Raw genomic sequence first — 23,020 nt, forward strand, 5'->3', positions numbered from 1 at the left:
TAATACCAATGGTGATGCGGTATTAATATTCACTTTTGTATTTTCAGGCAATGCAGAAATGTATGGTGCTATTAAATCATATTTCTTGCCTTCAAAACCCCTGACCAGTTTCAGCTCTTCAATACGATGGAATTTGGCATTTGAAGCTAAATAGCCAGGATCAAGGCCTTCATAATAATTACTTTCTGCCCCCATAGGACCACTTGGTTCATCATCTGGATCTTGCCAATCAATAACTGCTTGACTTAACTCTGCTGGCAATCCTACACGCACAAGCAATCGCTCAAACCAATTTTTAGCAGCTTCGTTTACCTTGCCTTCATTGGTCGTTAAATTATTTAGATTAAACTTGCCTGACTCATCCAGTAAACGCCCGGATACAACTCCATCTTCTATTGGGAAAGGTGGCATTGGCTGAGCCCAGCTTTCCTTTAAATGATCGATACCACCAGCATTATTTATATCTTGAATTAATAATTCGGAAAAAAAAGCTTCTGCACTTTTTGCATAGAGTAATGCCTGATTTTGACGCATCAAATAACCCGTATTTTCCATCGTATTGGTTTGATGCTTTGCGATAGAGGCAGCCAAAATTGTAGCCAATGCAACCATAATCAAAATTGTGAGTAACGCTACGCCTTGCTGGTTCTTTTTATAGCGTACCATTATGCCCCTCCTTCTTTGGAGAGAGATAAATTCCCTTGATTTAAGCTATAAATCCACTCATAACCAACTCCCGCAACTGTGAGTTGTATTTTTATTCCTTTCGGTAACTTTCTAAACTCTTCAGGCTTTGTGGGATCAAGATTAATTTCTGGCCATCTTGTCACTTCTTGCGGTGTCAACACTATAACTTCAAATTGCTCAACTTGGCTCAACAGCGTACTTGATAAAGGCTGCTCTCTGTTTGAAGTATTTAAATTACTATATTTAAGACGATAAAGCTTTTTTTGATCGGGATCATATCGATATTCAATACGCTCAAAAGGTGATAATCCTTGCTTTAAGGGATCAGTAACACCAGCCTTACTAAAGCGAAGAACTTGGTTATCAAGCTCTAGAGCTGGATGTAACTGACCACCTTGATTAGCCGATAACGGTATAATTTGCAATGAATCCCGTAAAACTTGCTGATAAGCATCTTGTAATTCAAATAACTGTACCTCATGTTGAGCATTACGATCTCGGACCTTTAATAAATAATCAAAAACCTTCCACCCCAACAAAGATAAAATAGCAAAAATTGCAATTGCAACTAAAAGCTCAACTAAAGTAAACCCTGAGGCACGAATTAATCGAGCACTGCTCGATCGTGCCGCAAGATGAGAAACTATGTTACGAGTGTGAGAGTCTTTAAAGCGAAGCTTTGTCTGAGCGCAAGACGAAGAGCTATGCTCGGAGTAATCCCTTATCATCCACTCCGTTTGTGCTGTAGGACTTGAAGCTCTTCTTCGGAAGCTATATTTATTGTTTATCATTATTTTGCTTTCATTGGATAATTAAAAAATACTAAGTGAGTAATACCATTTTGAACTTTCCCTTTATCAGAATCATATAAACTAATTTGCAAATCTACTTTCTGAACATTCGGGCTAATTGTGGATTGTGCAGATTTATCAATCTGCCAAGTTTCACCTTGAGAAGTAACCTGCTTACTTTGCGTACCTTCAAGCCATTCCTGATTTATCTCCATTAAAGCAACTTCATTCATTGCTACAAACTGAGCTTTTGTTCTAAGAATTGCATTTGAGGTAGATTGAGTATACTGCATGGCTACTTTAGTCAGCGCGACAGCCGCCACTGCAAAAATTGCTAAAGCAACCATTACTTCTAATAGAGTAAAACCTTTAGATTTCATTTATTTTACCCAAATGATCAATTTGTATTTCTGAACCAATTGGTTTTTGTTCAAAGTAAAACTGTATTTTCACCGTTTTAGCTTCACCATTGCCAAACCAGATTAGCTGAGGAGTTTGTCCTCCAATTAAATCCGTATTTGTAGCTTTTGAATAGTTCTGCTCATCTAAAGGTTGTACCGTAAACGATACATGTTTAGGTAATTGCCGCGTAGTAAATTCTGAATATTTTTGCCAGCGATTTTTTAAATCTTGAACCTGCAATTTACTCTGGTCGTGATACTCATACAATTCATAAGAAAAAGGTGAAACATCGGTTTCACTAAGAGTAGATAGAGCTAGAACACGAGACTGATCAAGCGATTCTTTACCAATTTTATGCATATCGAGCAAAAATAATTCTCTTGCTTGCATTGCTTTCTTTTGGTCAACCCCACCTATGTTGAGTACAACTAGAGAGGTCATAATCGTCATAATAACAATCACCACCATTACTTCTATGAGAGTAAAACCTTTTTGGGATTTAAGTGGTGATTGAGACTTCATATTGACCTAAGCATATTGCTCAACAGCTTGTTTAGGTAAGGCTAAAGCCTGATCAATATAAGCCACCCTTAAAGTGTCTCTTGAACCTAAATATCGTTGATAAAAACTTGAGTTGAGTATAGCTGCCGCACCATGAGTTAATGACCAAATAGAGGCCAAATAATCTCGTGTAGACATATTGCTTTGAATAGATTCTAAATAGTGGTCTGTCATGCGAATGATAATTCGCAATCTCTGTTTACGTACCTGATAAAGTTCATGGAAAAGATGATGTACACCTTGAGCTGTAATCGACAATTTTTCTTCAATTTGATGAAATAAAACTGTTCGTTCAGGATGATGTAAATGATGCAACATAAAAAAGGCCAAATGTTCAGGAAAGGCCTTTTCAGTATCTTGAACCATTTCAAGTAACATACGCTCATTACGAATAATCAACAGCATGTACAGCTCATCTTTGCTTTGAAAGTGCTTGTACAAAGTTCCTTTTGCTAAATCAAGCTCAGCAGCCAAAACATCAAGTGTCATTCCAGCTTCGCCATTTTCTAGCAATAATTGTTCCGCAACCTGAAATATTAATACTTCTCTTGCTCGGAACTGAGCCTGACGATCCATCTTCACGCAATTACTCTCTTATATAGTTTCTATAACCTAAATCGCTTTTAGCAAGTTCTCAAAATTTTGTGAGGTGATCATTGCAATTTCCTCAACCGATTTATCATATACATCACTGAGCGCTTTGGCTACATAAGGCACATATTTTGGTTCATTTGTTTTACCACGATATGGAACAGGTGCTAAATAAGGGCTATCTGTTTCAATTAAAAGGCGATCTAGTGGAACTTGTTTAGCTACATCTCGCAAATCCTGTGCATTCTTAAATGACACAATACCTGAAAAAGAAATGTAATAACCACAATCAAGGACAGCTTTAGCAGTTTCCCAATCTTCAGTAAAACAATGCAGAATCCCATGGGTTGAGTGTTCAGCACGAATAATATCTACCGTATCATGCTTTGCTGAACGCGTATGAACGACAACTGGTTTTTTTACAATTTTTGAAGCTTGGATATGTCTTGCGAAACATGCCTTTTGCTCCTCAATAAAATCTGTACTATGATAATAATCCAGTCCAGTTTCACCTAAAGCCCACACTTTTTCTGATCGAGCCAATTCAACCAAATATTCAGTTGTTGCACGTGCCATTGTGTCCACATCTTCACAAGGATGTACACCTACCGTATAACCAACATCTGCATGTTTCTTTGCAATTTCTGCTAATGCAAAATGGTCATCCAGATCAACGGAAATTGCCATAAACTTAGACACTCCTTCTGCTCGCGCTGCTGCAAGCGCAAGGTCCAGATCACCGTTATAAGGCGTTAGATCTAACATCGTTAAATGGCAATGCGTATCAACAAACACTTTTCTTTCCTATTTAATTACATGGTATAACTTGGACGGTCTAGAGACATACTACCAGCCAAAACTCGTTCTGCCTCGGTTTTATAGTAAATTCCCTTATCTCCACTTAACTGAATAGCAAAACCTTGAGGTTTAAATCCACTTTGTTTATGGGAGATCCAGATTACTTTACCAGTTAAAGGAATTTTTTGAGACTGCTCAGGCAAAGTTGCCAAAATGAAAACTTCTTGCCCCATATTTACCTTTTGTTTTGATGGTACGAATAGACCTCCACCTTGCACATACCCCATATAGCTTGCTTGCAAAGTAGCTTTATCAGGAATATTTACCTGAATAATCCCCCCCATTTGCGGCTGCATTATCTTCCCCTTAAATGTTCATTAACGTTATAAACAACTGATCTATAATTAATTGACTTTGTACATTTTGTTCAACAAGCTTTTTTGCTTGTTGTAGTTCATTATAAATATTAAATAAGCTTTCTAAATCATAATATGGACTTAACTGATCAAAATCTAAATCCGTATTTTTCTGTGGTTGATTTAGCTTGACACAAATTAAATCTCCCAACAAGTATTCGAAAAGCATTATAAAATCACTAAAACTTAACTCTTTTTGCCACTTTCCTGAGAAAAATAAAGGCATATTTTTTTGCGCTACAATTTTAAGCCAATCATTTAAGAAAGTTTGTCGTTTAGCAAACCAATCACTTTTTGCAATTTCTATGGCTTGTAAAGGCATATCATTGGATAAGCCAAGTAGTAAATCAGGTTGTACTTCTGCAATTTCAGATAAATGCTCATTCAAATATGAAGTAGCTTGCTCATATGAGATACGATCTAATGCAAAATGCTGTAAACGGCTACGGATAGTGGCCGGTAATTTAAGGTAGTGATCGGCCAACAAAATTAAAACAACACGTTCCCCTGGCTCTTCTAAAGTCTTTAGTAAGGCATTTGAAGATGCCAAATTAAGTGCTTCAGCAGGCTCAATCACAATAACTCGCCAGCCTTCTCCTGTTTGTTGTACAAAAGGTAGTAAGTCACGAATCTTTTCTATTTTAATTTTTGCATTCTGTTTTTTATTTTCTTCATCCTTTGTGATATGAACATAATTGGGATGAGTGTCCGATTTTAACCATTGGCAACTGCTACACTCACCACAAGCACCATGAGACTGCTTATTTAGACAAAGCACCCAAGCCAAGAAATGCTTAGCAAAAGCATGTTTTCCGCAACCTTGCTTGCCGTAAAATAAGAGACCATGACCAATATTGGGAAACCTTGTTGTTAAGGTATCCCATGTTGTTTGCTGCCAAGGATAAACCTTTGAAGTTACATTCGGATTCATTAAAAATTAACGCTTATTCAAAAGATTCAACAGGCATATTATTTAAGCGATCAAGATCAGCTTGAGTGTCCACACCGGGCGGTAAGTTTGCTTCGGCTACCGCAATTGCAATTCGATGACCATTTTCTAAAACACGTAATTGTTCAAGACTCTCCAGCTTTTCAAGCTTACCCATATCCCATGTTACATATTCTTGTAATAAGTTCACTCGGTAAGCATACAAACCTAAATGGCGAAATGCTTGTGTATGTAAAGTCGGTTCATCATGCTTAGCCCCATCTCGATCATAAGGAATAGTAGCCCGGCTAAAATATAAAGCTTCATTTTGTTTAGACATGACTACTTTTACAATACTGTCACGCTGAAACTCATCTAAGGTATGAATCGGCTCACACAACGTAGACATTGAACAATTTGGTTTATCTACCAAAAGTTTTGCAACTTGCTGGACAAGTTGAGCTGGCAATAAAGGTTCATCCCCTTGAACGTTTACAATAATATCGTCTGCATCCCAGCCTTTAATACGAGCAACTTCACTTAAACGGTCTGTGCCTGAAGGATGATCAGGGCTAGTAAGGACCACATCTACTCCATCTGCACGACAAATCTCAGCAATACGTTCGTCATCTGTTGCCACACACAGATCATCAAAACCTTCGACTTTTTTTGCCTGATCCACTACACGTAAAATCATAGGACGGTTATGAATAAGCAACAAGGGTTTACCTGGCAAACGCGAACTTGAGAAGCGTGCTGGAATAACGATGTGTTTCATTTTTTCTTCCTAAGATAATTGGATATCAAGTTGTTGCAGTTGCTGCTTTAAAACCTGATAACACTCTACAGACAGGACAGCTTTAACAGGAACAACCCAAATAGGCTGTTTAAATTCTGGAGATTTTTCAAGCAATGGTAATAATTTAACCGCATCTTTTTCAGTTGTAATCAGTGGCAGTTCATCATTAAAAATTAAATCATCGATTGAGTAATCATGATGGTCACGAAATGCATGTTCTTGAAATTGTTTCAGGCCTAAATCTTTAAGTGTTTGATAAAAACGCTGTGGAAAGCCAATCCCAACTACAGCGTGATAACTACTTTGAGGATTAAAACTGTGTTCGACCCTTGGCGAAGGATTGAGTAAATATGGCTGTCCAGTCTCAAGGTGCATATTTAATTCTGTAGTTGGTTTATACGCATGTTCAATTACTATTCCAGTTTCTAAACGCTCAACTGGCTCTCTCAAATATCCTTCAGGTAATAGTTTTTGATTTCCTAAGCCTCGATTTTGATCTAGTACAATCCATTCAATTTGCCGCCCTAATGCCCAATGCTGCAATCCATCATCACTAATAATCAAATCTATTTCGGACGACTTAAGCAAAAGTTCTATTGCAGCCTGTCTATTAGGACCCACCGCCATTGGTACACTTGTAGCCTGAACAATTAATGCAGGCTCATCCCCAACCTGAGCGACTTGTGCACCTGAGGTAACTAACATGGGAAAAGGACCACTACCCCCATACCCCCGACTAATTACCCCAACTTTGACATTATGCTGCTGAAGATAATTCACCAGTTGTATTAATAATGGAGTCTTTCCACTTCCACCCACTGTAATATTACCTATAACCATCACAGGCACGGGTGCTTTATAAACTTGCTTAAAACCTGAATAATAAAGATTACGATTGAATAGAAACCCAGCACGATACAAGCAAGATAATGGACGTAAAGCAACCAACCAACTTGATTGCTTATTCCATGCATTTTGGATCAGCTGGGCTAATGACATGCTTAGTTATCCTCGAAATTACGTTGATGTAATTGATAATAAGCACCATGTTTTGTGAGAAGCTCTTGGTGAGTACCTTGTTCAACAATTTGCCCTTGATCCATCACTACAATACGATCAGCATTTTCAATTGTTGATAACCGGTGAGCAATAACGATCGTTGTACGGTCTTGCATCGCCTCATCAAATGCTTGCTGAATAAAATGCTCAGATTCATTATCAAGAGCACTTGTAGCTTCATCTAAAATTAGAATCGGAGCATTCTTTAAAATCGCTCGAGCAATAGCAATTCGCTGACGTTGACCACCTGATAAATTTAGGCCTTGCGCCCCTAAAACAGTATCATAACCATTTGGTAAATTCATAATGAAGTCATGTGCATATGCAGCTTTTGCAGCAGCATGGATTTCCTCATCTGAGGCACCCTGCAACTGACCATACGCAATGTTTTCACGAACAGTACGGTTAAATAATACAACTTGCTGATTTACCATTGCAATTTGTGTACGCAGAGAAGAAAGATCAATGTCATTAATTGGTAAATCATCTAAATAAATTTGCCCGCTTGATACTTCCTGAAAGCGCACCAACATGTTAACCAATGAGCTTTTACCAGCGCCTGAACGTCCAACTAATGCTACAGTTTGACCCGGAAGAATATCTAAAGAGAAGTCTTTAATCGCTTGTACGCCATCTGCATAATTTAATGCCACATGATCAAAACGAATTGCACCATTTAATTTAGGTTTTAATTGTCCGTTATTTTGCTCTTCAGGCAAATCTAACAACTCAAAAACGGAGTAAGCGGCAGCTAAACCACGCTGTAACTTTTCATTAACATCAGTCAAATTTTTAACTGGTTTTGCTAATAAACCAGCAGCTGTAATGTAGGCAACGAACTCACCAGCACTTGTATTACCTAAAATTTGCGGTCGTAAAGCTAACCATACAATAAGAGCCATCGCACAAGCCATCACCACCTGAACCACTGGACTATTTAGGTTTTGTACAATCACCATTTTTAAGCCGCGTTTTAAGTTTTCTTCCGATGACTTATAGAATCGTACTTGTTCTGATTCCTCACCGGCAAAACTTTTTACTACTGCATTACCATTAATACTTTCTTGGACAACGTGATTCACATCACCCATCGTATCTTGAACCTGCAACGAAAGCTTTCGCATACGTTTTGAAGCTTTACGCACCAATATACCAATTACGGGTAAAAATACAAAAATACATAGAGTAAGACGCCAATTGGTATAAAAGAGATAACCCAATAGCCCGAGAGTAATCATCCCATCCCTAACAATGGTTCTTAATGACTCCGAAGAAGCTGCTGTTAGCTGTTCAACGTTATACATAATCTTGGCAGTAATATGACCAGATGAATTATCTAAGTAATATTGTGCAGGTAATCTTAAAAGCTTGGCATAAACTTCTTGTCGAATACTAAAAACCAGACTACGTGAAATCACCGCAGTATAGTAGCCGCCCATAAAAAGGCCTAAACCACGAAAAAAAACCAATAAAATGATTAATATGGGGAACCAATCCAAATCAGCTCTACTGCTATTTTGGATTGCATCAATAATAAACTTAATCAATTTAGCAACGGAGACTTCTGTTGCTGAGTTAATACCGAACCCGATAAGAACTAATAAGGCCACGCCCCAATAAGGTTTTAAATAGGCTATGAGACGCAAATAAACCTTAAAATCTTGATTCACTCAGAAAAACCTCTAGAAGGAACTTTGGTACTAATATTGATGTTAACAAAACCGAGTTGTCCTGCTACATCCATAACGCGAATTACATCCTGATGAGATGCTTTGGCATCCGCAGCAATGATGAACATAAAATCACGGCGCTCTTGAGCAACTTGCTTAATCGCAGTACTCAGATCAGCAACCTCTTTAGACGAAAGTGCCTGACCATTTACAGCATAATGACCACTAGAGTCTACCACGACTTCAATTTTATGATCGTACTGTTTTGGTGGAACACCTTGTGCATCTGGTAATGTTAAATTGATGCGACTTGGCTGATTAAAAGTGGTCGATAGTAATAAAAAAACCAAAATGAACAACAAACAGTCGATCATCGGCGTTAAATTGATATGAATATCTTCAACCTGAGAACGTTTAAACTTCATCTGGCTATTCACCCATTATCCAACACGACGACGCTCTGCTATAGACGAGGAATATTTATAGAACAATGAGGCATGAAATAAAGTCGATTGCTGCTCTAGTTCAGCAATATAATCTTGTACCACTCTTTGGAAATAGCGATACGCGATTAAAGCTGGAATCGCAATTAACATTCCCACAGCTGTAGTAATAAGTGCTTTAGAAATACCGGGAATCATTAAACTAGGACTGCCAGCCGATCCAAAATCAATTACAAGGAATGATTCAATAATCCCAACTACTGTACCAAGCAATCCTAATAAAGGCGCTACAGCACTCAAAGTCCCCAAGAAATTAATATTTTTCTCTAAATAAGAAATTTCTTGAGAAGCTGCCACTTCCATTTGCGCACGTGCAAATTGCTCACCATGCTCACGATGATCGAAACCTGCTTTTAAAATGTGAGCCAATGCGCTGTTTTGCACTTCTACATTTTGTTCCAAATTTTCCACAATATCTTCAGTTCTTAAGGAACTATTATCAATTAATGCTTTGGGTAGAACTTGTGAACGTCTTAACCGAACAAAACGCTCAATACTGATCGCAACAGTTAAAATTGAGCATAGAATTAAAGGCAGCATCAACCAGCCACCCGCTCTCACAAGTTCCCACATATCTTCTTCCCCAAGAATATAAAATTAGAAATATATGACCCAAATACAAATTAATCAGGTAAACAAATATTTAAGATACCATCTAATTCATCTAAGGTATGGTAATGAATAACAAGCTTACCCTTACCTTTTTGATTATGATCAATTTTGACATTAGCGCCAAAACGCTCTGATAGTTTTTGCGTCAATTGCTCAATATCTGGTGCTACAGGTGTTTTTTCCTTCTCCTGTTTAGGCTCACTTCTATCACGCACCAATTGTTCTGTTTGACGAACAGACAATCCTTTTTCAATTACAATTTTAGCAACGTCTAATTGATCTTTGCCTTTTAACGTCAAGATAGCGCGAGCATGCCCCATATCAAGTAGGCCTTGCTGCATAAAATCTTTAATTTCATCCGCCAAACTCAACAAACGTAGTAAATTACTTACTGTAGTACGTGCTTTTCCTACCGTATCAGCAATTTCTTGATGGCTTAAGCCAAACTCATCATGGAAACGCTGTAAAGCTATTGCTTGATCGATCGGGTTTAAATCTTGACGTTGAATGTTCTCAATAAGCGCTAAAGCAATAGCAACTTGATCATTTAAATCACGAACAATTGCAGGAATTTTAGTTAAACCTGCAAGTTGTGCGGCACGCCAACGACGCTCACCAGCAATGATTTCGTAAGGATGAGCTTCGTCATCAACTGGACGAATTACAATAGGTTGCATCACACCATGTTTTTCAATAGAAGATGCTAACTCTTGTAAATCATGCTCATGAATAAAGCGACGTGGTTGATATTCACCGCGTTTTAATAAATTTACATCTATTTGCTTCAACTGTCCGTGGTCAAGTGCCTGTACTTCAAGTTGTAACTTTTCTTTTTGAATTGAACCAAGTAATGCATCTAAACCACGTCCTTTAGCCAATCCGCGTTTTTTGATGCTCATACTTTACTTCCTTTCTTCACTTTGCTTTTCTTTAACATCTCAGCTGCAAGATTTAAATATGCAACCGCACCTTTAGAACTTTTCTCAAAATAGATCACAGGTAAACCATGCGCTGGCGCTTCCGCTAAGCGAACATTACGCGGAACGACAGTATCATAAAGTTTTTTACCGAAATACTGTTCTAACTCAGCAGATACATCACGTGTTAAAGCATTTCGTGCATCGTACATTGTACGTAATACACCAATAATTTCTAAATCAGGGTTTAATGCTTTTTGAATACGATCAATGGTCTGTGTTAAATCAGCTAAACCTTCTAGCGCATAATATTCGCATTGCATTGGAATGATTACGCTATCTACAGCCGCTAAAGCATTTACAGTAATTAAACTCAAGCTTGGGGCGCAATCTACAATGATATAGTCAAATGAATTTCTAATTTCATTCAAAGCATTTTTTAGAATGAATTCACGGCCCTCTTGCTCTGCAATAGCAAGTTCAACCCCCGAAAGTTCACGATTAGAACCTAAAACTTTATATCCGACTTCAGCTTTTTGAATTGCTGTTTCAATTGGCACTTCACCAAGTAGAACATCCGTAATTGAATACAAAAGATCGTTCTTTTGAATACCAGACCCCATCGTAGCATTACCCTGTGAATCCATATCTACAAGTAATACACGTTTCTTTAATACAGCTAGAGACGCTGCAAGATTTACTGCAGTCGTTGTTTTACCAACACCACCCTTTTGGTTTGCAATCGCAATAATTTGAGCCATGGTAACCCTAATACTTTTTATTTAAATACGTTGAAGTAAAAGTAAATGACGTTGTTCATCAAGTCTTGGTACATGCAGTTCAATCACTTTACATGAAAATTCCTGCTTAAGCTCTTCCATTTCTTCAACTGGAATCAGTCCTTTCATTGCAGCAATTATACTCTGCTCATGCAAATATGGACGCGCAGCATCAACAAAATCAGTTAATGATGCAAATGCACGGCTAGTAACCACATCAAATTGACCAAGCTCATCAATTGTATCTTGATTTTCAACGCGTGTTTGCACAGCTACTACGTTTTTAAGCTTAAGGTCAGCAATAAACTGTTTCAAAAAACGAATTTTCTTACCGTTTGAATCAAGCAATACACAAGAGCGTTCAGGCTGACATAAAGCAATGATCATGCCTGGCATACCACCACCTGTACCTACATCGAGCAAACGGCCTGCTGGCAAATCTTTCAAAATACTTAGGCTATCTAACAAATGCTTCACTAACATTTCTTTCGGATCACGAATTGCTGTTAGATTATAAGCTTTGTTCCAAAGTACCAAAGCATCTTGATACTTCAACAATAATATCAAAGCTTCATCGCTAAGCGATAAACCTAATTTTTGACTACCCTGTTGTAACTCTTGAAAAAATGGATGCATAAACAGATAACATCTAGGTAAAATTTAAAACAAAGTATACCCATTTATGCATCGTGGAACACTAGTTAACGATTAGGGATTACACACTTAATCGTAGAAGCCCTCACGAATTTGCAAATCTAGCTCCATTAAACGCTCTGGCGTCCCCACATCTACCCATGCACCTTTAAGCTTTTCACCAGATATTTTTTGATTGTGCATCGCTTGCTTTAACAGTGGGGCTAAAGGACGTTTACCAGCTTCCAATCCATCAAAAAGCTTAGGATGAATAACAGATACACCACTAAAAGTAAGATTCTCACCCTTCACGTCTTGATCGAATGCAAAAGCGCGTCCATTTAATAATGTGAAGTCGCCTTCAGGATGTTGTTTCGGATTATCAACTAACACAAGATGTGCCAAATCATCATTTAGCTTAATATGGCGTAGAGATTCAAAATCCATTGTGGTCCATACATCTCCGTTCACCAGAATAAACGGATCTGTTCCAAGCAGTGGCAAAGCATTAATAATTCCACCAGCTGTTTCTAGCCCTTCATCCTCTCGTGTCCAACGGATATCCACACCAAATTGAGAGCCATCGTCTAAGCTGCTGATGAGCTTGTCGGCCAACCATGCAGAATTGATGACTATTTCAGTCACACCAATTTTCTTAAGTTTTTCAATATGCCACACAATGAGTGGTTTACCGCCCACCTCGAGCAAAGGCTTTGGTGTATATAGCGTAAGTGGACGCATACGATTACCCAAGCCAGCAGCAAGAATCATTGCTTTCATTATGCTGCTACCTCATAGCTACCATATTTCTCGATAAATTTAGGCATCACGATGTTATTCATAAATACCATAAACTCTTCAAGCTCAGCGTAACCACGGCTTTCTTCGAGTAAATACCACATGACACGTGGTAAATCCTTCAAATAACCTGACTTCCCATCACGTTCAAACAAGCGAACAAAAATACCTAAAATTTTAATATGGCGTTGAATCGCCATTAAATCTGCATCACGTTTAAATTGATCAAAGCTACGGTTTTGTTTAGTCGACGCTGGCAACAGGTCATAAAACACTTTAAACCATTGATAAACACGATCAGCGTTCCATTGAACATACGCATCACGAGTAATCGAAATTAGGTCATATGTATCAGCACCAATAACAGCATCTTGGAAGTCGATTACCCCTAACTCTTGCTCATCGGTAATTTTCATCAAATTTCGACTATGAAAATCTCGATGTACAATAACTTGCGGTTGGGCTAATGCAGCATGAGCCAAGAAATCAAATGCATTATCAATCGTTTTTTTCTGTTCAGCAGTCGGCTTGATAGAAAGCGAAGGTAACATCCAGTCTGTGAGTAGCTGCATTTCCGACATTAATTTTTCGTAAGAATAAGCTGGGAACTGATTAGTCCCGTCAATAGACTGTAATTGAATAAGCTGTTTAAAACTTTGTTCGTAGTATTTATCAACAGTTTCATTAGTTAATAATGTCGATAAAAGTACATCACCAAAGTCTTCTAATAATAGAAAACCTTGAGCTAGATCTTTCGCGACGATCTGAGGCACACGTACGCCATGGCTCGCAAAAAACTCGTCAATGGTCACAAACGGAACACAGTCTTCTTTTTCTGGAGGGGCATCCATGAGCATATACGTTTTATTTTGTAACTCGATACGCGCATAACGGCGGAAGCTTGCATCACCTGCTAAAAAAGCGATCTTAAATTGATCATTTTCAAGAACAGATGTAAGCCATGTATATATCAATTGTTCACGTTGTGTATTCATTTGCAATAAAATCTAAAACAAGCTGAGATTTTTGAAGGGTTAAGTGTAGCCACTTATAAACTTTTTCTCTATGATGCGACAATAATTAATTGTGAATTAGCATACTTGGTTAATGAGACAATGAAGCATCAGTTTAAATTTAATCCTTTAGCGACAGCTATTTTTACGCTCTTATGTGGCTCCATACAATCAAGTTATGCTGAGTCAACTGATGTTGTCTCCAATATAGACAATAATCAACTTAAAGCGAGCATCAAGGAAGCTTACCCAGGTCAAGAATTCTTTCAGCAATACTATGTTGATAAATCTGCGCCTGAAGCTCAGCTTCGTGACAATAAATATTTAAGCTCAGCATTTTGCCAAGGCACATGGGTTACACCAATTAACCCTGAGACCAAAGCTTTAGATGCAGATAAAGCGACTTCTGTCGTTACGGCTAACTACGGACACTACAATCCAGCGGGTGATTCTGTTTTAGAAGGTGATGTCGTTATTGATCAGGAAGGACGCACAGTTCGCGCTGATAAAGTAACGATTGATAAGACCCAAACCTTTGCGCATGCACAAGGTCGAGTACAGTTAGCTCAAGGCGGGTTACTTTCACAGAGTGATGAAATTAATTACAACCTAAAAACCCAAACCGGGAATTTAGACAATAGTTTTTATATTTCTGAACAGCAACATGCGCATGGTCACGCAGGAAAAATCGAAAGAACCTCACCAAATGTTATGGTTCTTAATGATGCAACCTATACGACTTGCCCACCAGGCCAAAAACCTGGTTGGAAAATCCAATCAAATAAAATTGAGTTAAATCAGGAAACTGGACGCGGCGTAACTCGTGGAACAAAATTATATGTTAAGGACGTTCCTGTTCTAGCAGTTCCCTATTTTAACTTCCCTATTGATGACCGCCGCACTACAGGTATTCTCAACCCCCAGTTTGGTTTCTCAAATGATGGTGGTGTTGAGCTTTCTGTTCCGGTCTATTTAAACCTTGCACCTAACTATGATCTGACACTTACTCCACGTTATTTAGCAGATCGTGGTGCAATGTTAAAAGGTGACTTCCGTTATTTGACAGATGGGTTTGGCGCTGGCGAAATGTGGGGTGGCATCTTGCCATCTGACAAAGGCTATGATGATAAGGATCGTAAAGATTTCCATTTTTTACACAATTGGGATATCAACGATCAGTGGTCTACCAACCTCGAATATAACTATGCATCAGATAAAGATTACTTCTCAGATTTAGATAGTAGCCCTAACTCTAAAACAGATCTTAACTTACGTAGAGCATGGGAACTTAACTACCAGCATGGCATTCCAGGTTTAAAGGCTCAGCTTAAAGTTGAGGATTTCCAAACACTTGATCCTGAAGTTGTAGATGCGGATAAACCTTATGCCCGTTTACCACAATTTTTATTAAATTACGTCACTGGTAATCCATTAGGTTTGCAATATGAATTTAATAACGATACTGCTTACTTTAAAAAATCAATTAATGATGACTCAGCTCAAGAAAGTAGCGGTACACGTATCTATAACCAGTTTGCAACGCGCTACAACTACCGCACACCAGCAGCATTTGTGATTCCTGAAGTTTCTGTACGTTCCATCCAAACGTTTTATGATAAGGACAGTATCGCATCTCAAGGTTTAGATGGCGGTTCTGAAAATAAATCCGTCGTTGTGCCTCAATTTACGTTAGATACGGGCCTAAACTTTGAACGTGATGGTAAGTACTTACAAACACTTACACCACGTGCTTTCTATGCATATGCTCCATATAAAAATCAAGATGGCTACCCTAACTTTGATTCGACAAGTGCCTCAATTAGTTATGATCAGTTATTTAACCCATACCGTTTTTATGGTCATGACCGTCTTGAAGACAATAACTTTTTATCGCTGGGTGTAAGTTACAGTCTTTTTGACACGGTAGGTTTAGAACGTTTACGTGCAAGTGTTGGTCAAAGTTACTATTTCGAAGATCGTCGCGTCACATTAAAACAGCAAGATGAGTTTGATACCGAGCGTAAAACTGGTCCTGTCGTTAGCCTATCTAGCCAACTTAATCAGAACTTCACTATTGCTGCTAACTCAGCATGGATGTCGAACGGTGACAATGCTCAACGTGACTTCCAACTTTACTATACAGGTGATAAAGGAAATCTATACAACTTAGGCTATTTCTATCGTAAAGAGATTACTGGCCGTCAAGACACTTACGATCAAGTTGTTGCATCGTTTATACAACCAATTAAAGACAATTGGCGTATTATGGGCCACGTACAATATGACATGGACAATGATGTTGCCCGTGAACTCTTGTTAGGAGTTAATTATGAGTCATGTTGCTGGGGTATTTCTGTCTATGGACGTTCATACTATAACGATTTAGACGATCCAAAATCTCCAGATGTTAGTGAAAAGCGCGCGATCATGGCCGAAATTACACTAAAAGGTTTAGGTGGTTTAAACAATAAACTCGCGTCTTTACTTGAAAATCGCGTTTTAGGTTTTAACAAAATTAATCAATCTTGGACACAACGTTAATGAAGACAAAGCATCTTAAACAGTTTTTTAAAGCAACTACACTTGCTGCCCTAATCTCTTCATCAATGCATAGTTTTGCCCAACCCGCTGATGAAGTTGTGGCAATTGTGGACAATAGCGTAATTTTAAAAAGCGATCTTCAACAAGGGATGGCTGAAACTGCCCACGAACTACAAGCACAAAAAAAAGAGGTACCACCTCAGCAATATTTACAATTTCAGGTGCTAGATCAATTAATCTTACGTCAAGCACAACTTGAACAAGTTAAGAAATATGGCATTAAGCCTGATGAAAAAAGCTTAAATGAAGCTGTACTAAAAGTAGCAAGCCAGTCTGGAGTCAAAAGTTTAGAAGCTTTTCAACAAAAATTAGACTCTATGGCTCCGGGAACTTATGAAAGTTTACGCAACCGAATTTCTGAAGATCTAGCGATTAGTCGTTTGCGCCAACAACAAGTCATGTCGCGTATTAAAATTAGCGACCAAGATGTAGAAAACTTCTTAAAATCACCTCAAGGTCAAGCAGCACTAGGTAATCAAGTACGCGTAATTCATATGCGCATTGCCGGTGACAATCCACAAGAAGTTCAGGCTGTAGCTCAAGAGGTACGCTCAAAGCTTGCGCAAAGTAATGACATTAACGTATTGAAAAAGCTTTCAACAACAAATACAAAAGTTGAAGGGGCTGACATGGGATTCCGCCCACTTTCAGACATTCCTGCTGAACTTGCGGCTCGTATTACTCCATTACAAGAAGGTCAGACGACTGATTTAATTTCAGTTCGTGATGGTGTGCATGTTTTAAAACTTCTTGAACGTAAACAAAATGAGCAGAAAGCGTTAGTACCGCAATATCAAACTCGCCACATTCTCATTCAACCATCTGAAGTGGTCAGCCTTGAAAATGCCAAGCAAATTATTGATAACATCTATAAGCGTTTAAAAGCTGGCGATGACTTTGCCACCCTAGCTGCCACTTATTCAAATGATACAGGTTCAGCGCGTGATGGTGGAAGTCTCGGCTGGGTAACACCAGGAATGATGGTGCCTGAATTTGACAAAAAAATGCAGGAAATTCCTGTAGGTGAAATTAGTGAACCTTTCCAGACTCAATTTGGTTGGCATATCTTACAAGTGACAGAAAAACGTGAAAAAGATATGACTCACGAATATCAAGAGCGTATGGCACGTCAAATTTTAGGTGAACGCCAATTTAATACTGAAATTGATAGTTGGTTACGTGAAGTACGTGCAAATGCATATGTAGAAATCAAAGATCCAAGTCTAGACAAAAAGAACTTACAAAAGTAAGTCTTTTTCTCTTCATCAAAACCTGTGTTTATCACAGGTTTTTTTATGAATAAAGTTTACCCATGAAAAAACCGGTTATATAAATAACCGGTTTCTATAAATTACACCCTGACGGGAATTATTTATAACGATCAACCATTTTCTCTAAAGAAATTGGGCGGATCTTGTCAGCATTTCCAGCTGTACCAAACGCCTCATAACGATCAATACAAATTTGCTTCATTGAATCTACAGTTTTAGCAAAGTATTTACGTGGATCGAACTCAGATGGGTTTTCGGCCATAAACTGACGAATTGCACCAGTAGAAGCTAAACGTAAATCTGTATCGATATTGATCTTACGAACACCATGTTTAATTGCTTCTACAAGCTGTTCAACAGGTACACCATAAGTCTCTTTAATATCACCGCCAAACTCATTGATTACTTTCAACCACTCTTGCGGCACAGAACTTGAACCATGCATTACAAGATGAGTATTTGGTAACGCTGCATGAATTTCTTTAATGCGGTCAATTGCCAAGATATCGCCTGTAGGTGGACGAGTGAACTTGTAAGCACCATGTGAAGTACCTACAGCAATCGCCAAAGCATCTACATTAGTATCGGCAACAAACTGAGTTGCCTCTTCAACAGAAGTAAGAAGTTGTGAGTGATCAAGTACACCTTCAGCACCAACACCGTCCTCTTCGCCAGCCATACCAGTTTCAAGGCTACCTAAACAGCCAATCTCACCTTCAACAGAAACACCGCAAGCGTGTGCTAAAGCAACAACATTACGAGTTACATCAACGTTGTATTCGTAAGATGTAGGTGTTTTACCGTCTGTACCTAATGAACCGTCCATCATTACTGAGCTAAAGCCAAGCTGAATTGAACGCTGACAGATATCAGGGCTGGTTCCATGGTCTTGATGCATTACCACTGGAATATGTGGCCATTCTTCAATTGCAGCCAAAATAAGATGGCGTAAGAATGGAGCGCCTGCATATTTGCGAGCTCCAGCTGATGCTTGAACAATTACAGGTGAATTGGTTGCATCCGCGGCAAGCATAATTGCACGCATTTGTTCTAAGTTATTTACGTTAAATGCTGGTACGCCGTAGTTATGTTCAGCAGCGTGATCCAAGAGCTGGCGCATTGAAATGAGTGCCATAATATCCTCCCAGGTAGTGCGGCTTATTCTACCCTGTCATTTATTTCAATTCAGCAACAAATCACAGTATTTCAAAAAAAATCCCCGCATTTGCAGGGATTTTTTAACAAAAAACAACAAATTAATGTGTTTCTGAAGCAGCAGCCTCACTTGGCACACTACCTTCAACCACATCTGTATTCTTTTCATCTAAAACTGGTTTATCAATCGCATCAATTGCTGCTTGTTGCTCAGGTGTTACTTTTTCAGAAACAGCAGTAGAAGCTGCCGACTCTTGTGTAGCTTGAGATGCTTCTTCTTTCTTAGCACAAGCAGTCAACATCATAGGTACAATTAACACAGCAGCAAATGTAAGCTTTAAATTCATCACTATTGTCCACAGTTGGTGATTTAATGCTCATTATTATATTGCAGATATATGACAGTTTCATGACTTATCAATGAAAAAGGGATTGGTCACCCAATCCCTTCTTATTTCTATATAACAGTATTAGGCACGTTCAAGTAAAACAGCCACTGCTGGCAATGTTTTTCCTTCAACAAACTCAAGGAACGCACCACCACCCGTAGAAATATAACCAATTTGATCAGCTACGTTATATTTATCAATTGCAGCTAATGTATCTCCACCACCAGCGATCGAGAATCCTTCAGATTGAGCAACCGCAAGAGAAAGAGCTTTGGTACCTTCACCAAATTGATCTACTTCAAATACACCTACTGGACCATTCCAAAGAATCGTTTTTGATGTTGTTAAGATATCAGCAAAAGCTTTAGCAGTTTCTGGACCAACGTCTAGAATCATATCATTTGCAGTCACATCTTCTACTTTCTTCACAACAGCTTGAGCTGCTGCTAAAGAACCTAAGAAATCTTCAAAATTAATTTGTGCAGCATCAGCAACTACAACATCTGTAGGAAGTGGAACACTTACTTTTGCAGCAATTTGCTTAGCAGTTTCAACCAAGTCAGCTTCATATAATGATTTACCAACGTTAAAACCAGCAGCTGCCAAGAATGTATTTGCAATACCACCACCAACAATCAATTGATCACAAATAGTAGAAAGTGAGTTTAAAACATCGAGTTTAGTTGAAACTTTAGAACCAGCAACAATTGCAACCATTGGTTTTTCAGGAGTCTGCATTGCACGGCCTAATGCATCTAACTCTGCAGCCAATAAAGGACCGGCAGCAGCAACTGGAGCGAAACGAGCTACACCTTCAGTAGATGCTTCTGCACGGTGGGCGGTACCAAATGCATCCATCACAAATACATCACATAATGCAGCATATTTTTGAGCAAGCTCTGGATTATTTTTCTTTTCACCATGGTTAAAGCGTACATTCTCAAGTAATACGACTTGACCAGCTTTAACTTCAACACCATCAAGATAATCTGTTAATAATTTAACTTCTTGTCCTAATACTTCTGTTAAATAAGCAGCGACTGGTGCAAGTGATTGTTCTGGCTTTGGCTCACCTTCAACAGGACGACCTAGATGTGAAAATACCATTACTGCTGCGCCTTTATCTAAAGCAGCTTTAATTGTTGGTAATGCTGCACGTAAGCGAGCATCGCTAGTAATCACACCATTTTTGACAGGAACGTTTAAATCTTCACGAATAAGGACACGTTTACCTGTTAAGTTAAGGTCAGTCATACGCTGAAAATTCATGTAAAGCTCTCTTTATGATTTTAAAAACGCGCCAATTTTAAATGATTACATCAAAAAAGGTTAGTTTTTTTGCATAAAAGCTGTAGAAAGCTCCAGTTTTGATTATGATAGAGATAGTTATTTGATATTCCACCCATTATGTCTATTCATCCAGATCCACAAATCAATCGCTTAAATGTTTTAGGGGAACCTTTAGCAAGCTGTTGTTTTGATCCTATTACAGGCTATTTTAGAAACGGTTTCTGCCACACTGCAGTAACAGACCTTGGTCAGCACACCGTATGTGCACAAATGACCTCTGATTTCTTAAATTTTTCTCAGAAAATTGGTAACGATCTTATTACACCTTTACCGGAAGTTGGCTTCCCTGGACTAAAACCTGGTGATTTCTGGTGTATCTGTGTAACGCGTTGGGTAGAGGCATATCAGGCTGGTGAAGCCCCTCCTATTAAAATACATGCATGTCATCAAGCTGTATTAAGCTATGTACCTTTAGATGTTTTAATGGAATTTGCAGTGTAATGGTAAAGCCACAAATTATTTTGGCATCCAGCAGTCAAACTCGCAAAGACTTAATGGATCGTCTAGGAATTAATTATATCTGTGTGAGTCCAGATATTGATGAAAGTCCTCACGATGAAACTCATGCTGACGATCTTGCAAAAAGGCTCGCTTTTACAAAAGCTCAAGTGATTGCTATACAGAACCCATCAGCAATCGTTATTGGTTCAGATCAAGTTGCTTGGCGAGAACATGCTCCGCATGACTTTATTGGCAAACCGATGACTATTGAAAATGCTAAAGCACAGCTAGCCGATAATTCTGGTCGAACTGTCTTTTTTAGCACGGCTCTCAGCGTGCAATGGCTCGATAGAAATTTTGAACAAACACTCGTTGAACATTATCAAGTTAGATTCCGAACCCTGAATCAAGCTGAAATTGAACGATATGTGTTATCAGATCAGCCATTACATTGCGCTGGTAGCTTTAAGTGTGAAAGTTTAGGGATTAGTTTGTTTGAAAAAATGATAGGCCAAGACCAGACAACACTTATGGGCCTTCCCATGATTCAACTTTGCCATATTTTAAGGCAACTTGATCTACAAATTCCTTAATTTTAGACGTTTTTATAAATAGGTTATTTCCATGACAGAACCTTTAACAGTTTTAGGTGGTATTACTGCCGAACAATTCTTAGCTGAATATTGGCAAAAAAAACCTTTGCTGGTACGTAACGGACTGCCAGAGATTGTAGGGCTTTTAGAACCTCAAGATGTGCAAGAACTTGCTTTAGAAGAGCATGCAAGTGTTCGACTCATTCGCCAAAAAGATAGAAATCCAAATGAATGGCACGTAAAGTCTTCACTTCTAACCAAAGGTGACTTTCAAAAGCTACCAAAATTATGGACTCTTTTAGTGCAGGCAGTAGACCACTACTCTTTTGATCTTTCGGAACTATGGAAAAAATTTCCTTTCATTCCGCAATGGCGCCGCGACGATATTATGGTTTCTTACGCTCCTAAAGGCGGCTCGGTTGGAAAACATTTTGATTTTTATGATGTGTTTCTAGTTCAAGGGCACGGACATCGTCGCTGGCAGTTAGGACAAATGTGCGATGTAAATACTGCCTTTGTACCCAATCAACCATTAAAACTTTTGCCAGAACTAGACGTGCAATTTGATGAGGTTTTAGCCCCAGGCGATTTGCTCTATGTCCCACCAGGAATGGCTCATTACGGCGTTGCCGAAGATGACTGCTTAACTTTCTCATTTGGCTTTCGCATGCCAAACGTAGCAGGAATGATGGAACGTATTAGCGATCAATTTTCAGCGAATACTTTACTCCAAAATCCTGTTGTAGACATCACACGCAAACAAATGAGTCAAATTGGTGAAATTAACTCAACTGAACTAAGTTATCTAAAAGATTTAGTTTTAGCTCAGTTGCAAGACTCTGCAGCACTTGATGCAGCAATCATGTCTTACATGAGTGAACCTAAATATCCAGATAATATTCCAGAACCTGATGAGATCGAAGCAGATGATCTTCAAGAAATTTTAACTGAAGGCTATGAAGTTCTATTAGAACCAGCCTCTCGCCTACTTTATACAGAAAGTGACGGAATTTTAAGCTTCTGGGGCAATGGCGAAGCGTTGTGTATAGCTGAAACTTTCGCAAAAAAATTAAAAGCCATTGCTGATGGAGAAAGCTTAGCTTTTGATAGCCAATTCAGTGATATTGAAATACTAGAGAATGTTGCTTACTTACTCAATGAATCTATTCTAATGCTTTTACCACCTTCAGAATAAAAGCCTTACAAAATGGACTTTTAGTAGAAATGAAAGTCCATTTTTCTATATAGGTTATTACTTAATAT

At 38.5% G+C, this 23,020-nt stretch carries 26 protein-coding genes; 5 read left to right on the forward strand and 21 right to left on the reverse strand.

Going from position 1 to position 23,020, the window contains the following annotated elements:
* The 18 genes from gspK to HUN22_RS05885 form a co-directional block, all read right to left on the reverse strand.
* A partial coding sequence (gene gspK, locus HUN22_RS05800; protein WP_174726931.1) for a type II secretion system minor pseudopilin GspK occupies positions 1–666 on the reverse strand: 666 nt, incomplete at its 3' end.
* Positions 666–1,478 (reverse strand): type II secretion system minor pseudopilin GspJ, encoded by an 813-nt coding sequence (gene gspJ / locus HUN22_RS05805; protein WP_174726934.1) that lies wholly within the window; start codon positions 1,476–1,478, stop codon positions 666–668. The genes gspJ and gspK, both read right to left, overlap by 1 nt.
* Positions 1,478–1,858: a type II secretion system minor pseudopilin GspI gene (gene gspI / locus HUN22_RS05810; protein WP_174726937.1), complete on the reverse strand. Its 381-nt coding sequence runs from the start codon at positions 1,856–1,858 to the stop codon at positions 1,478–1,480. Before gspI ends, gspJ begins: the two co-directional genes overlap by 1 nt.
* Positions 1,848–2,402, reverse strand: coding sequence for a type II secretion system protein (locus tag HUN22_RS05815; RefSeq protein ID WP_057106321.1), 555 nt, complete (start codon positions 2,400–2,402; stop codon positions 1,848–1,850). Before HUN22_RS05815 ends, gspI begins: the two co-directional genes overlap by 11 nt.
* A gap of 6 nt (positions 2,403–2,408) precedes the next feature.
* Positions 2,409–3,017 carry a TetR/AcrR family transcriptional regulator gene (locus HUN22_RS05820; protein WP_174726991.1) on the reverse strand — a complete coding sequence of 203 codons (609 nt, stop codon included), beginning with the start codon at positions 3,015–3,017 and terminating at the stop codon, positions 2,409–2,411.
* A gap of 36 nt (positions 3,018–3,053) precedes the next feature.
* Positions 3,054–3,827, reverse strand: a complete 774-nt coding sequence (locus HUN22_RS05825) for a TatD family hydrolase (protein ID WP_174726940.1) — start codon at positions 3,825–3,827, stop codon at positions 3,054–3,056.
* 17 nt (positions 3,828–3,844) lie between these two features.
* Complete coding sequence (locus HUN22_RS05830) at positions 3,845–4,186, reverse strand: PilZ domain-containing protein (RefSeq protein WP_174726943.1); 342 nt, start codon at positions 4,184–4,186, stop codon at positions 3,845–3,847.
* Positions 4,187–4,196: 10 nt separating this feature from the next.
* Positions 4,197–5,177, reverse strand: a complete 981-nt coding sequence (locus HUN22_RS05835) for a DNA polymerase III subunit delta' (protein WP_174726946.1) — start codon at positions 5,175–5,177, stop codon at positions 4,197–4,199.
* Positions 5,178–5,190: 13 nt separating this feature from the next.
* On the reverse strand, positions 5,191–5,952 hold the full coding sequence (gene kdsB, locus HUN22_RS05840; protein WP_174726949.1) for a 3-deoxy-manno-octulosonate cytidylyltransferase: 762 nt from the start codon (positions 5,950–5,952) through the stop codon (positions 5,191–5,193).
* 9 nt (positions 5,953–5,961) lie between these two features.
* Positions 5,962–6,972: a tetraacyldisaccharide 4'-kinase gene (gene lpxK / locus HUN22_RS05845; RefSeq protein ID WP_174726952.1), complete on the reverse strand. Its 1,011-nt coding sequence runs from the start codon at positions 6,970–6,972 to the stop codon at positions 5,962–5,964.
* 2 nt (positions 6,973–6,974) lie between these two features.
* On the reverse strand, positions 6,975–8,702 hold the full coding sequence (gene msbA / locus HUN22_RS05850; RefSeq protein ID WP_174726955.1) for a lipid A export permease/ATP-binding protein MsbA: 1,728 nt from the start codon (positions 8,700–8,702) through the stop codon (positions 6,975–6,977).
* On the reverse strand, positions 8,699–9,127 hold the full coding sequence (locus HUN22_RS05855) for an ExbD/TolR family protein (RefSeq protein ID WP_063099691.1): 429 nt from the start codon (positions 9,125–9,127) through the stop codon (positions 8,699–8,701). The genes msbA and HUN22_RS05855 overlap by 4 nt, the downstream gene beginning before the upstream one ends.
* A 15-nt stretch (positions 9,128–9,142) precedes the next feature.
* Positions 9,143–9,778, reverse strand: a complete 636-nt coding sequence (locus HUN22_RS05860) for a MotA/TolQ/ExbB proton channel family protein (protein WP_174726958.1) — start codon at positions 9,776–9,778, stop codon at positions 9,143–9,145.
* 50 nt (positions 9,779–9,828) lie between these two features.
* On the reverse strand, positions 9,829–10,716 hold the full coding sequence (locus HUN22_RS05865; protein ID WP_174726961.1) for a ParB/RepB/Spo0J family partition protein: 888 nt from the start codon (positions 10,714–10,716) through the stop codon (positions 9,829–9,831).
* Entirely contained in the window at positions 10,713–11,495 is a 783-nt protein-coding gene (locus HUN22_RS05870; protein WP_032007247.1) for a ParA family protein, read from the reverse strand. The genes HUN22_RS05865 and HUN22_RS05870 overlap by 4 nt, the downstream gene beginning before the upstream one ends.
* 21 nt (positions 11,496–11,516) lie before the next feature.
* On the reverse strand, positions 11,517–12,149 hold the full coding sequence (rsmG, locus tag HUN22_RS05875) for a 16S rRNA (guanine(527)-N(7))-methyltransferase RsmG (RefSeq protein ID WP_174726964.1): 633 nt from the start codon (positions 12,147–12,149) through the stop codon (positions 11,517–11,519).
* Between the two features lie 87 nt (positions 12,150–12,236).
* Entirely contained in the window at positions 12,237–12,926 is a 690-nt protein-coding gene (murU, locus tag HUN22_RS05880) for an N-acetylmuramate alpha-1-phosphate uridylyltransferase MurU (protein WP_174726968.1), read from the reverse strand.
* The gene (locus HUN22_RS05885) at positions 12,926–13,939 is read right to left on the reverse strand and encodes an aminoglycoside phosphotransferase family protein (protein ID WP_174726970.1); all 1,014 of its coding nucleotides are present in this window, start codon (positions 13,937–13,939) and stop codon (positions 12,926–12,928) included. Before HUN22_RS05885 ends, murU begins: the two co-directional genes overlap by 1 nt.
* A gap of 120 nt (positions 13,940–14,059) precedes the next feature.
* On the opposite strand from HUN22_RS05885, the gene HUN22_RS05890 reads away from it, so the two are divergent.
* Both HUN22_RS05890 and HUN22_RS05895 read left to right on the forward strand, forming a co-directional pair.
* On the forward strand, positions 14,060–16,498 hold the full coding sequence (locus HUN22_RS05890; RefSeq protein ID WP_174726973.1) for an LPS-assembly protein LptD: 2,439 nt from the start codon (positions 14,060–14,062) through the stop codon (positions 16,496–16,498).
* On the forward strand, positions 16,498–17,808 hold the full coding sequence (locus HUN22_RS05895) for a peptidylprolyl isomerase (protein WP_174726976.1): 1,311 nt from the start codon (positions 16,498–16,500) through the stop codon (positions 17,806–17,808). The genes HUN22_RS05890 and HUN22_RS05895 overlap by 1 nt, the downstream gene beginning before the upstream one ends.
* Before the next feature lie 118 nt (positions 17,809–17,926).
* Here the strand turns inward: HUN22_RS05895 and fba are convergent, their stop codons facing one another.
* The 3 genes from fba to HUN22_RS05910 all read right to left on the reverse strand — a co-directional run bounded on the left by fba (position 17,927) and on the right by HUN22_RS05910 (position 20,642).
* Positions 17,927–18,964, reverse strand: a complete 1,038-nt coding sequence (gene fba, locus HUN22_RS05900) for a class II fructose-bisphosphate aldolase (protein WP_016145083.1) — start codon at positions 18,962–18,964, stop codon at positions 17,927–17,929.
* A gap of 121 nt (positions 18,965–19,085) precedes the next feature.
* Positions 19,086–19,331 carry a hypothetical protein gene (locus tag HUN22_RS05905; RefSeq protein ID WP_174726979.1) on the reverse strand — a complete coding sequence of 82 codons (246 nt, stop codon included), beginning with the start codon at positions 19,329–19,331 and terminating at the stop codon, positions 19,086–19,088.
* A gap of 123 nt (positions 19,332–19,454) precedes the next feature.
* Positions 19,455–20,642, reverse strand: coding sequence for a phosphoglycerate kinase (locus tag HUN22_RS05910; RefSeq protein ID WP_174726982.1), 1,188 nt, complete (start codon positions 20,640–20,642; stop codon positions 19,455–19,457).
* Positions 20,643–20,780: 138 nt separating this feature from the next.
* On the opposite strand from HUN22_RS05910, the gene HUN22_RS05915 reads away from it, so the two are divergent.
* From HUN22_RS05915 to HUN22_RS05925, 3 genes are read left to right on the forward strand one after another with little or no spacing between them, the layout of a single operon-like run.
* Positions 20,781–21,164: a DUF2237 family protein gene (locus HUN22_RS05915; RefSeq protein ID WP_002121396.1), complete on the forward strand. Its 384-nt coding sequence runs from the start codon at positions 20,781–20,783 to the stop codon at positions 21,162–21,164.
* Entirely contained in the window at positions 21,164–21,757 is a 594-nt protein-coding gene (locus HUN22_RS05920; RefSeq protein ID WP_174726985.1) for a Maf family protein, read from the forward strand. Before HUN22_RS05915 ends, HUN22_RS05920 begins: the two co-directional genes overlap by 1 nt.
* Positions 21,758–21,788: 31 nt before the next feature.
* Complete coding sequence (locus tag HUN22_RS05925) at positions 21,789–22,952, forward strand: ribosomal protein uL16 3-hydroxylase (protein ID WP_174726988.1); 1,164 nt, start codon at positions 21,789–21,791, stop codon at positions 22,950–22,952.
* Positions 22,953–23,020 lie beyond the last annotated feature (68 nt).

Origin of the sequence: Acinetobacter lactucae (genome assembly GCF_013344765.1) — a bacterium.
In the GTDB taxonomy this organism is placed as follows: Bacteria; Pseudomonadota; Gammaproteobacteria; order Pseudomonadales; family Moraxellaceae; genus Acinetobacter; species Acinetobacter lactucae_A.

What these genes read in the sequence shown, in the direction of transcription:
- HUN22_RS05820 (WP_174726991.1), bottom strand. Translation starts at nt 3,017, where the DNA reads ATGGATCGTCAGGCTCAGTTCCGAGCAAGAGAAGTATTAATATTTCAG.
- HUN22_RS05890 (WP_174726973.1), top strand. Translation starts at nt 14,060, where the DNA reads ATGAAGCATCAGTTTAAATTTAATCCTTTAGCGACAGCTATTTTTACG.
- HUN22_RS05870 (WP_032007247.1), bottom strand. Translation starts at nt 11,495, where the DNA reads ATGGCTCAAATTATTGCGATTGCAAACCAAAAGGGTGGTGTTGGTAAA.
- gspJ (WP_174726934.1), bottom strand. Translation starts at nt 1,478, where the DNA reads ATGATAAACAATAAATATAGCTTCCGAAGAAGAGCTTCAAGTCCTACA.
- HUN22_RS05925 (WP_174726988.1), top strand. Translation starts at nt 21,789, where the DNA reads ATGACAGAACCTTTAACAGTTTTAGGTGGTATTACTGCCGAACAATTC.
- HUN22_RS05905 (WP_174726979.1), bottom strand. Translation starts at nt 19,331, where the DNA reads ATGAATTTAAAGCTTACATTTGCTGCTGTGTTAATTGTACCTATGATG.
- HUN22_RS05915 (WP_002121396.1), top strand. Translation starts at nt 20,781, where the DNA reads ATGTCTATTCATCCAGATCCACAAATCAATCGCTTAAATGTTTTAGGG.
- rsmG (WP_174726964.1), bottom strand. Translation starts at nt 12,149, where the DNA reads ATGCATCCATTTTTTCAAGAGTTACAACAGGGTAGTCAAAAATTAGGT.
- kdsB (WP_174726949.1), bottom strand. Translation starts at nt 5,952, where the DNA reads ATGAAACACATCGTTATTCCAGCACGCTTCTCAAGTTCGCGTTTGCCA.
- gspI (WP_174726937.1), bottom strand. Translation starts at nt 1,858, where the DNA reads ATGAAATCTAAAGGTTTTACTCTATTAGAAGTAATGGTTGCTTTAGCA.
- HUN22_RS05835 (WP_174726946.1), bottom strand. Translation starts at nt 5,177, where the DNA reads ATGAATCCGAATGTAACTTCAAAGGTTTATCCTTGGCAGCAAACAACA.
- HUN22_RS05815 (WP_057106321.1), bottom strand. Translation starts at nt 2,402, where the DNA reads ATGAAGTCTCAATCACCACTTAAATCCCAAAAAGGTTTTACTCTCATA.
- HUN22_RS05885 (WP_174726970.1), bottom strand. Translation starts at nt 13,939, where the DNA reads ATGAATACACAACGTGAACAATTGATATATACATGGCTTACATCTGTT.
- HUN22_RS05855 (WP_063099691.1), bottom strand. Translation starts at nt 9,127, where the DNA reads ATGAAGTTTAAACGTTCTCAGGTTGAAGATATTCATATCAATTTAACG.
- HUN22_RS05920 (WP_174726985.1), top strand. Translation starts at nt 21,164, where the DNA reads ATGGTAAAGCCACAAATTATTTTGGCATCCAGCAGTCAAACTCGCAAA.
- murU (WP_174726968.1), bottom strand. Translation starts at nt 12,926, where the DNA reads ATGAAAGCAATGATTCTTGCTGCTGGCTTGGGTAATCGTATGCGTCCA.
- HUN22_RS05895 (WP_174726976.1), top strand. Translation starts at nt 16,498, where the DNA reads ATGAAGACAAAGCATCTTAAACAGTTTTTTAAAGCAACTACACTTGCT.
- HUN22_RS05860 (WP_174726958.1), bottom strand. Translation starts at nt 9,778, where the DNA reads ATGTGGGAACTTGTGAGAGCGGGTGGCTGGTTGATGCTGCCTTTAATT.
- fba (WP_016145083.1), bottom strand. Translation starts at nt 18,964, where the DNA reads ATGGCACTCATTTCAATGCGCCAGCTCTTGGATCACGCTGCTGAACAT.
- HUN22_RS05910 (WP_174726982.1), bottom strand. Translation starts at nt 20,642, where the DNA reads ATGAATTTTCAGCGTATGACTGACCTTAACTTAACAGGTAAACGTGTC.
- HUN22_RS05865 (WP_174726961.1), bottom strand. Translation starts at nt 10,716, where the DNA reads ATGAGCATCAAAAAACGCGGATTGGCTAAAGGACGTGGTTTAGATGCA.
- lpxK (WP_174726952.1), bottom strand. Translation starts at nt 6,972, where the DNA reads ATGTCATTAGCCCAGCTGATCCAAAATGCATGGAATAAGCAATCAAGT.
- HUN22_RS05830 (WP_174726943.1), bottom strand. Translation starts at nt 4,186, where the DNA reads ATGCAGCCGCAAATGGGGGGGATTATTCAGGTAAATATTCCTGATAAA.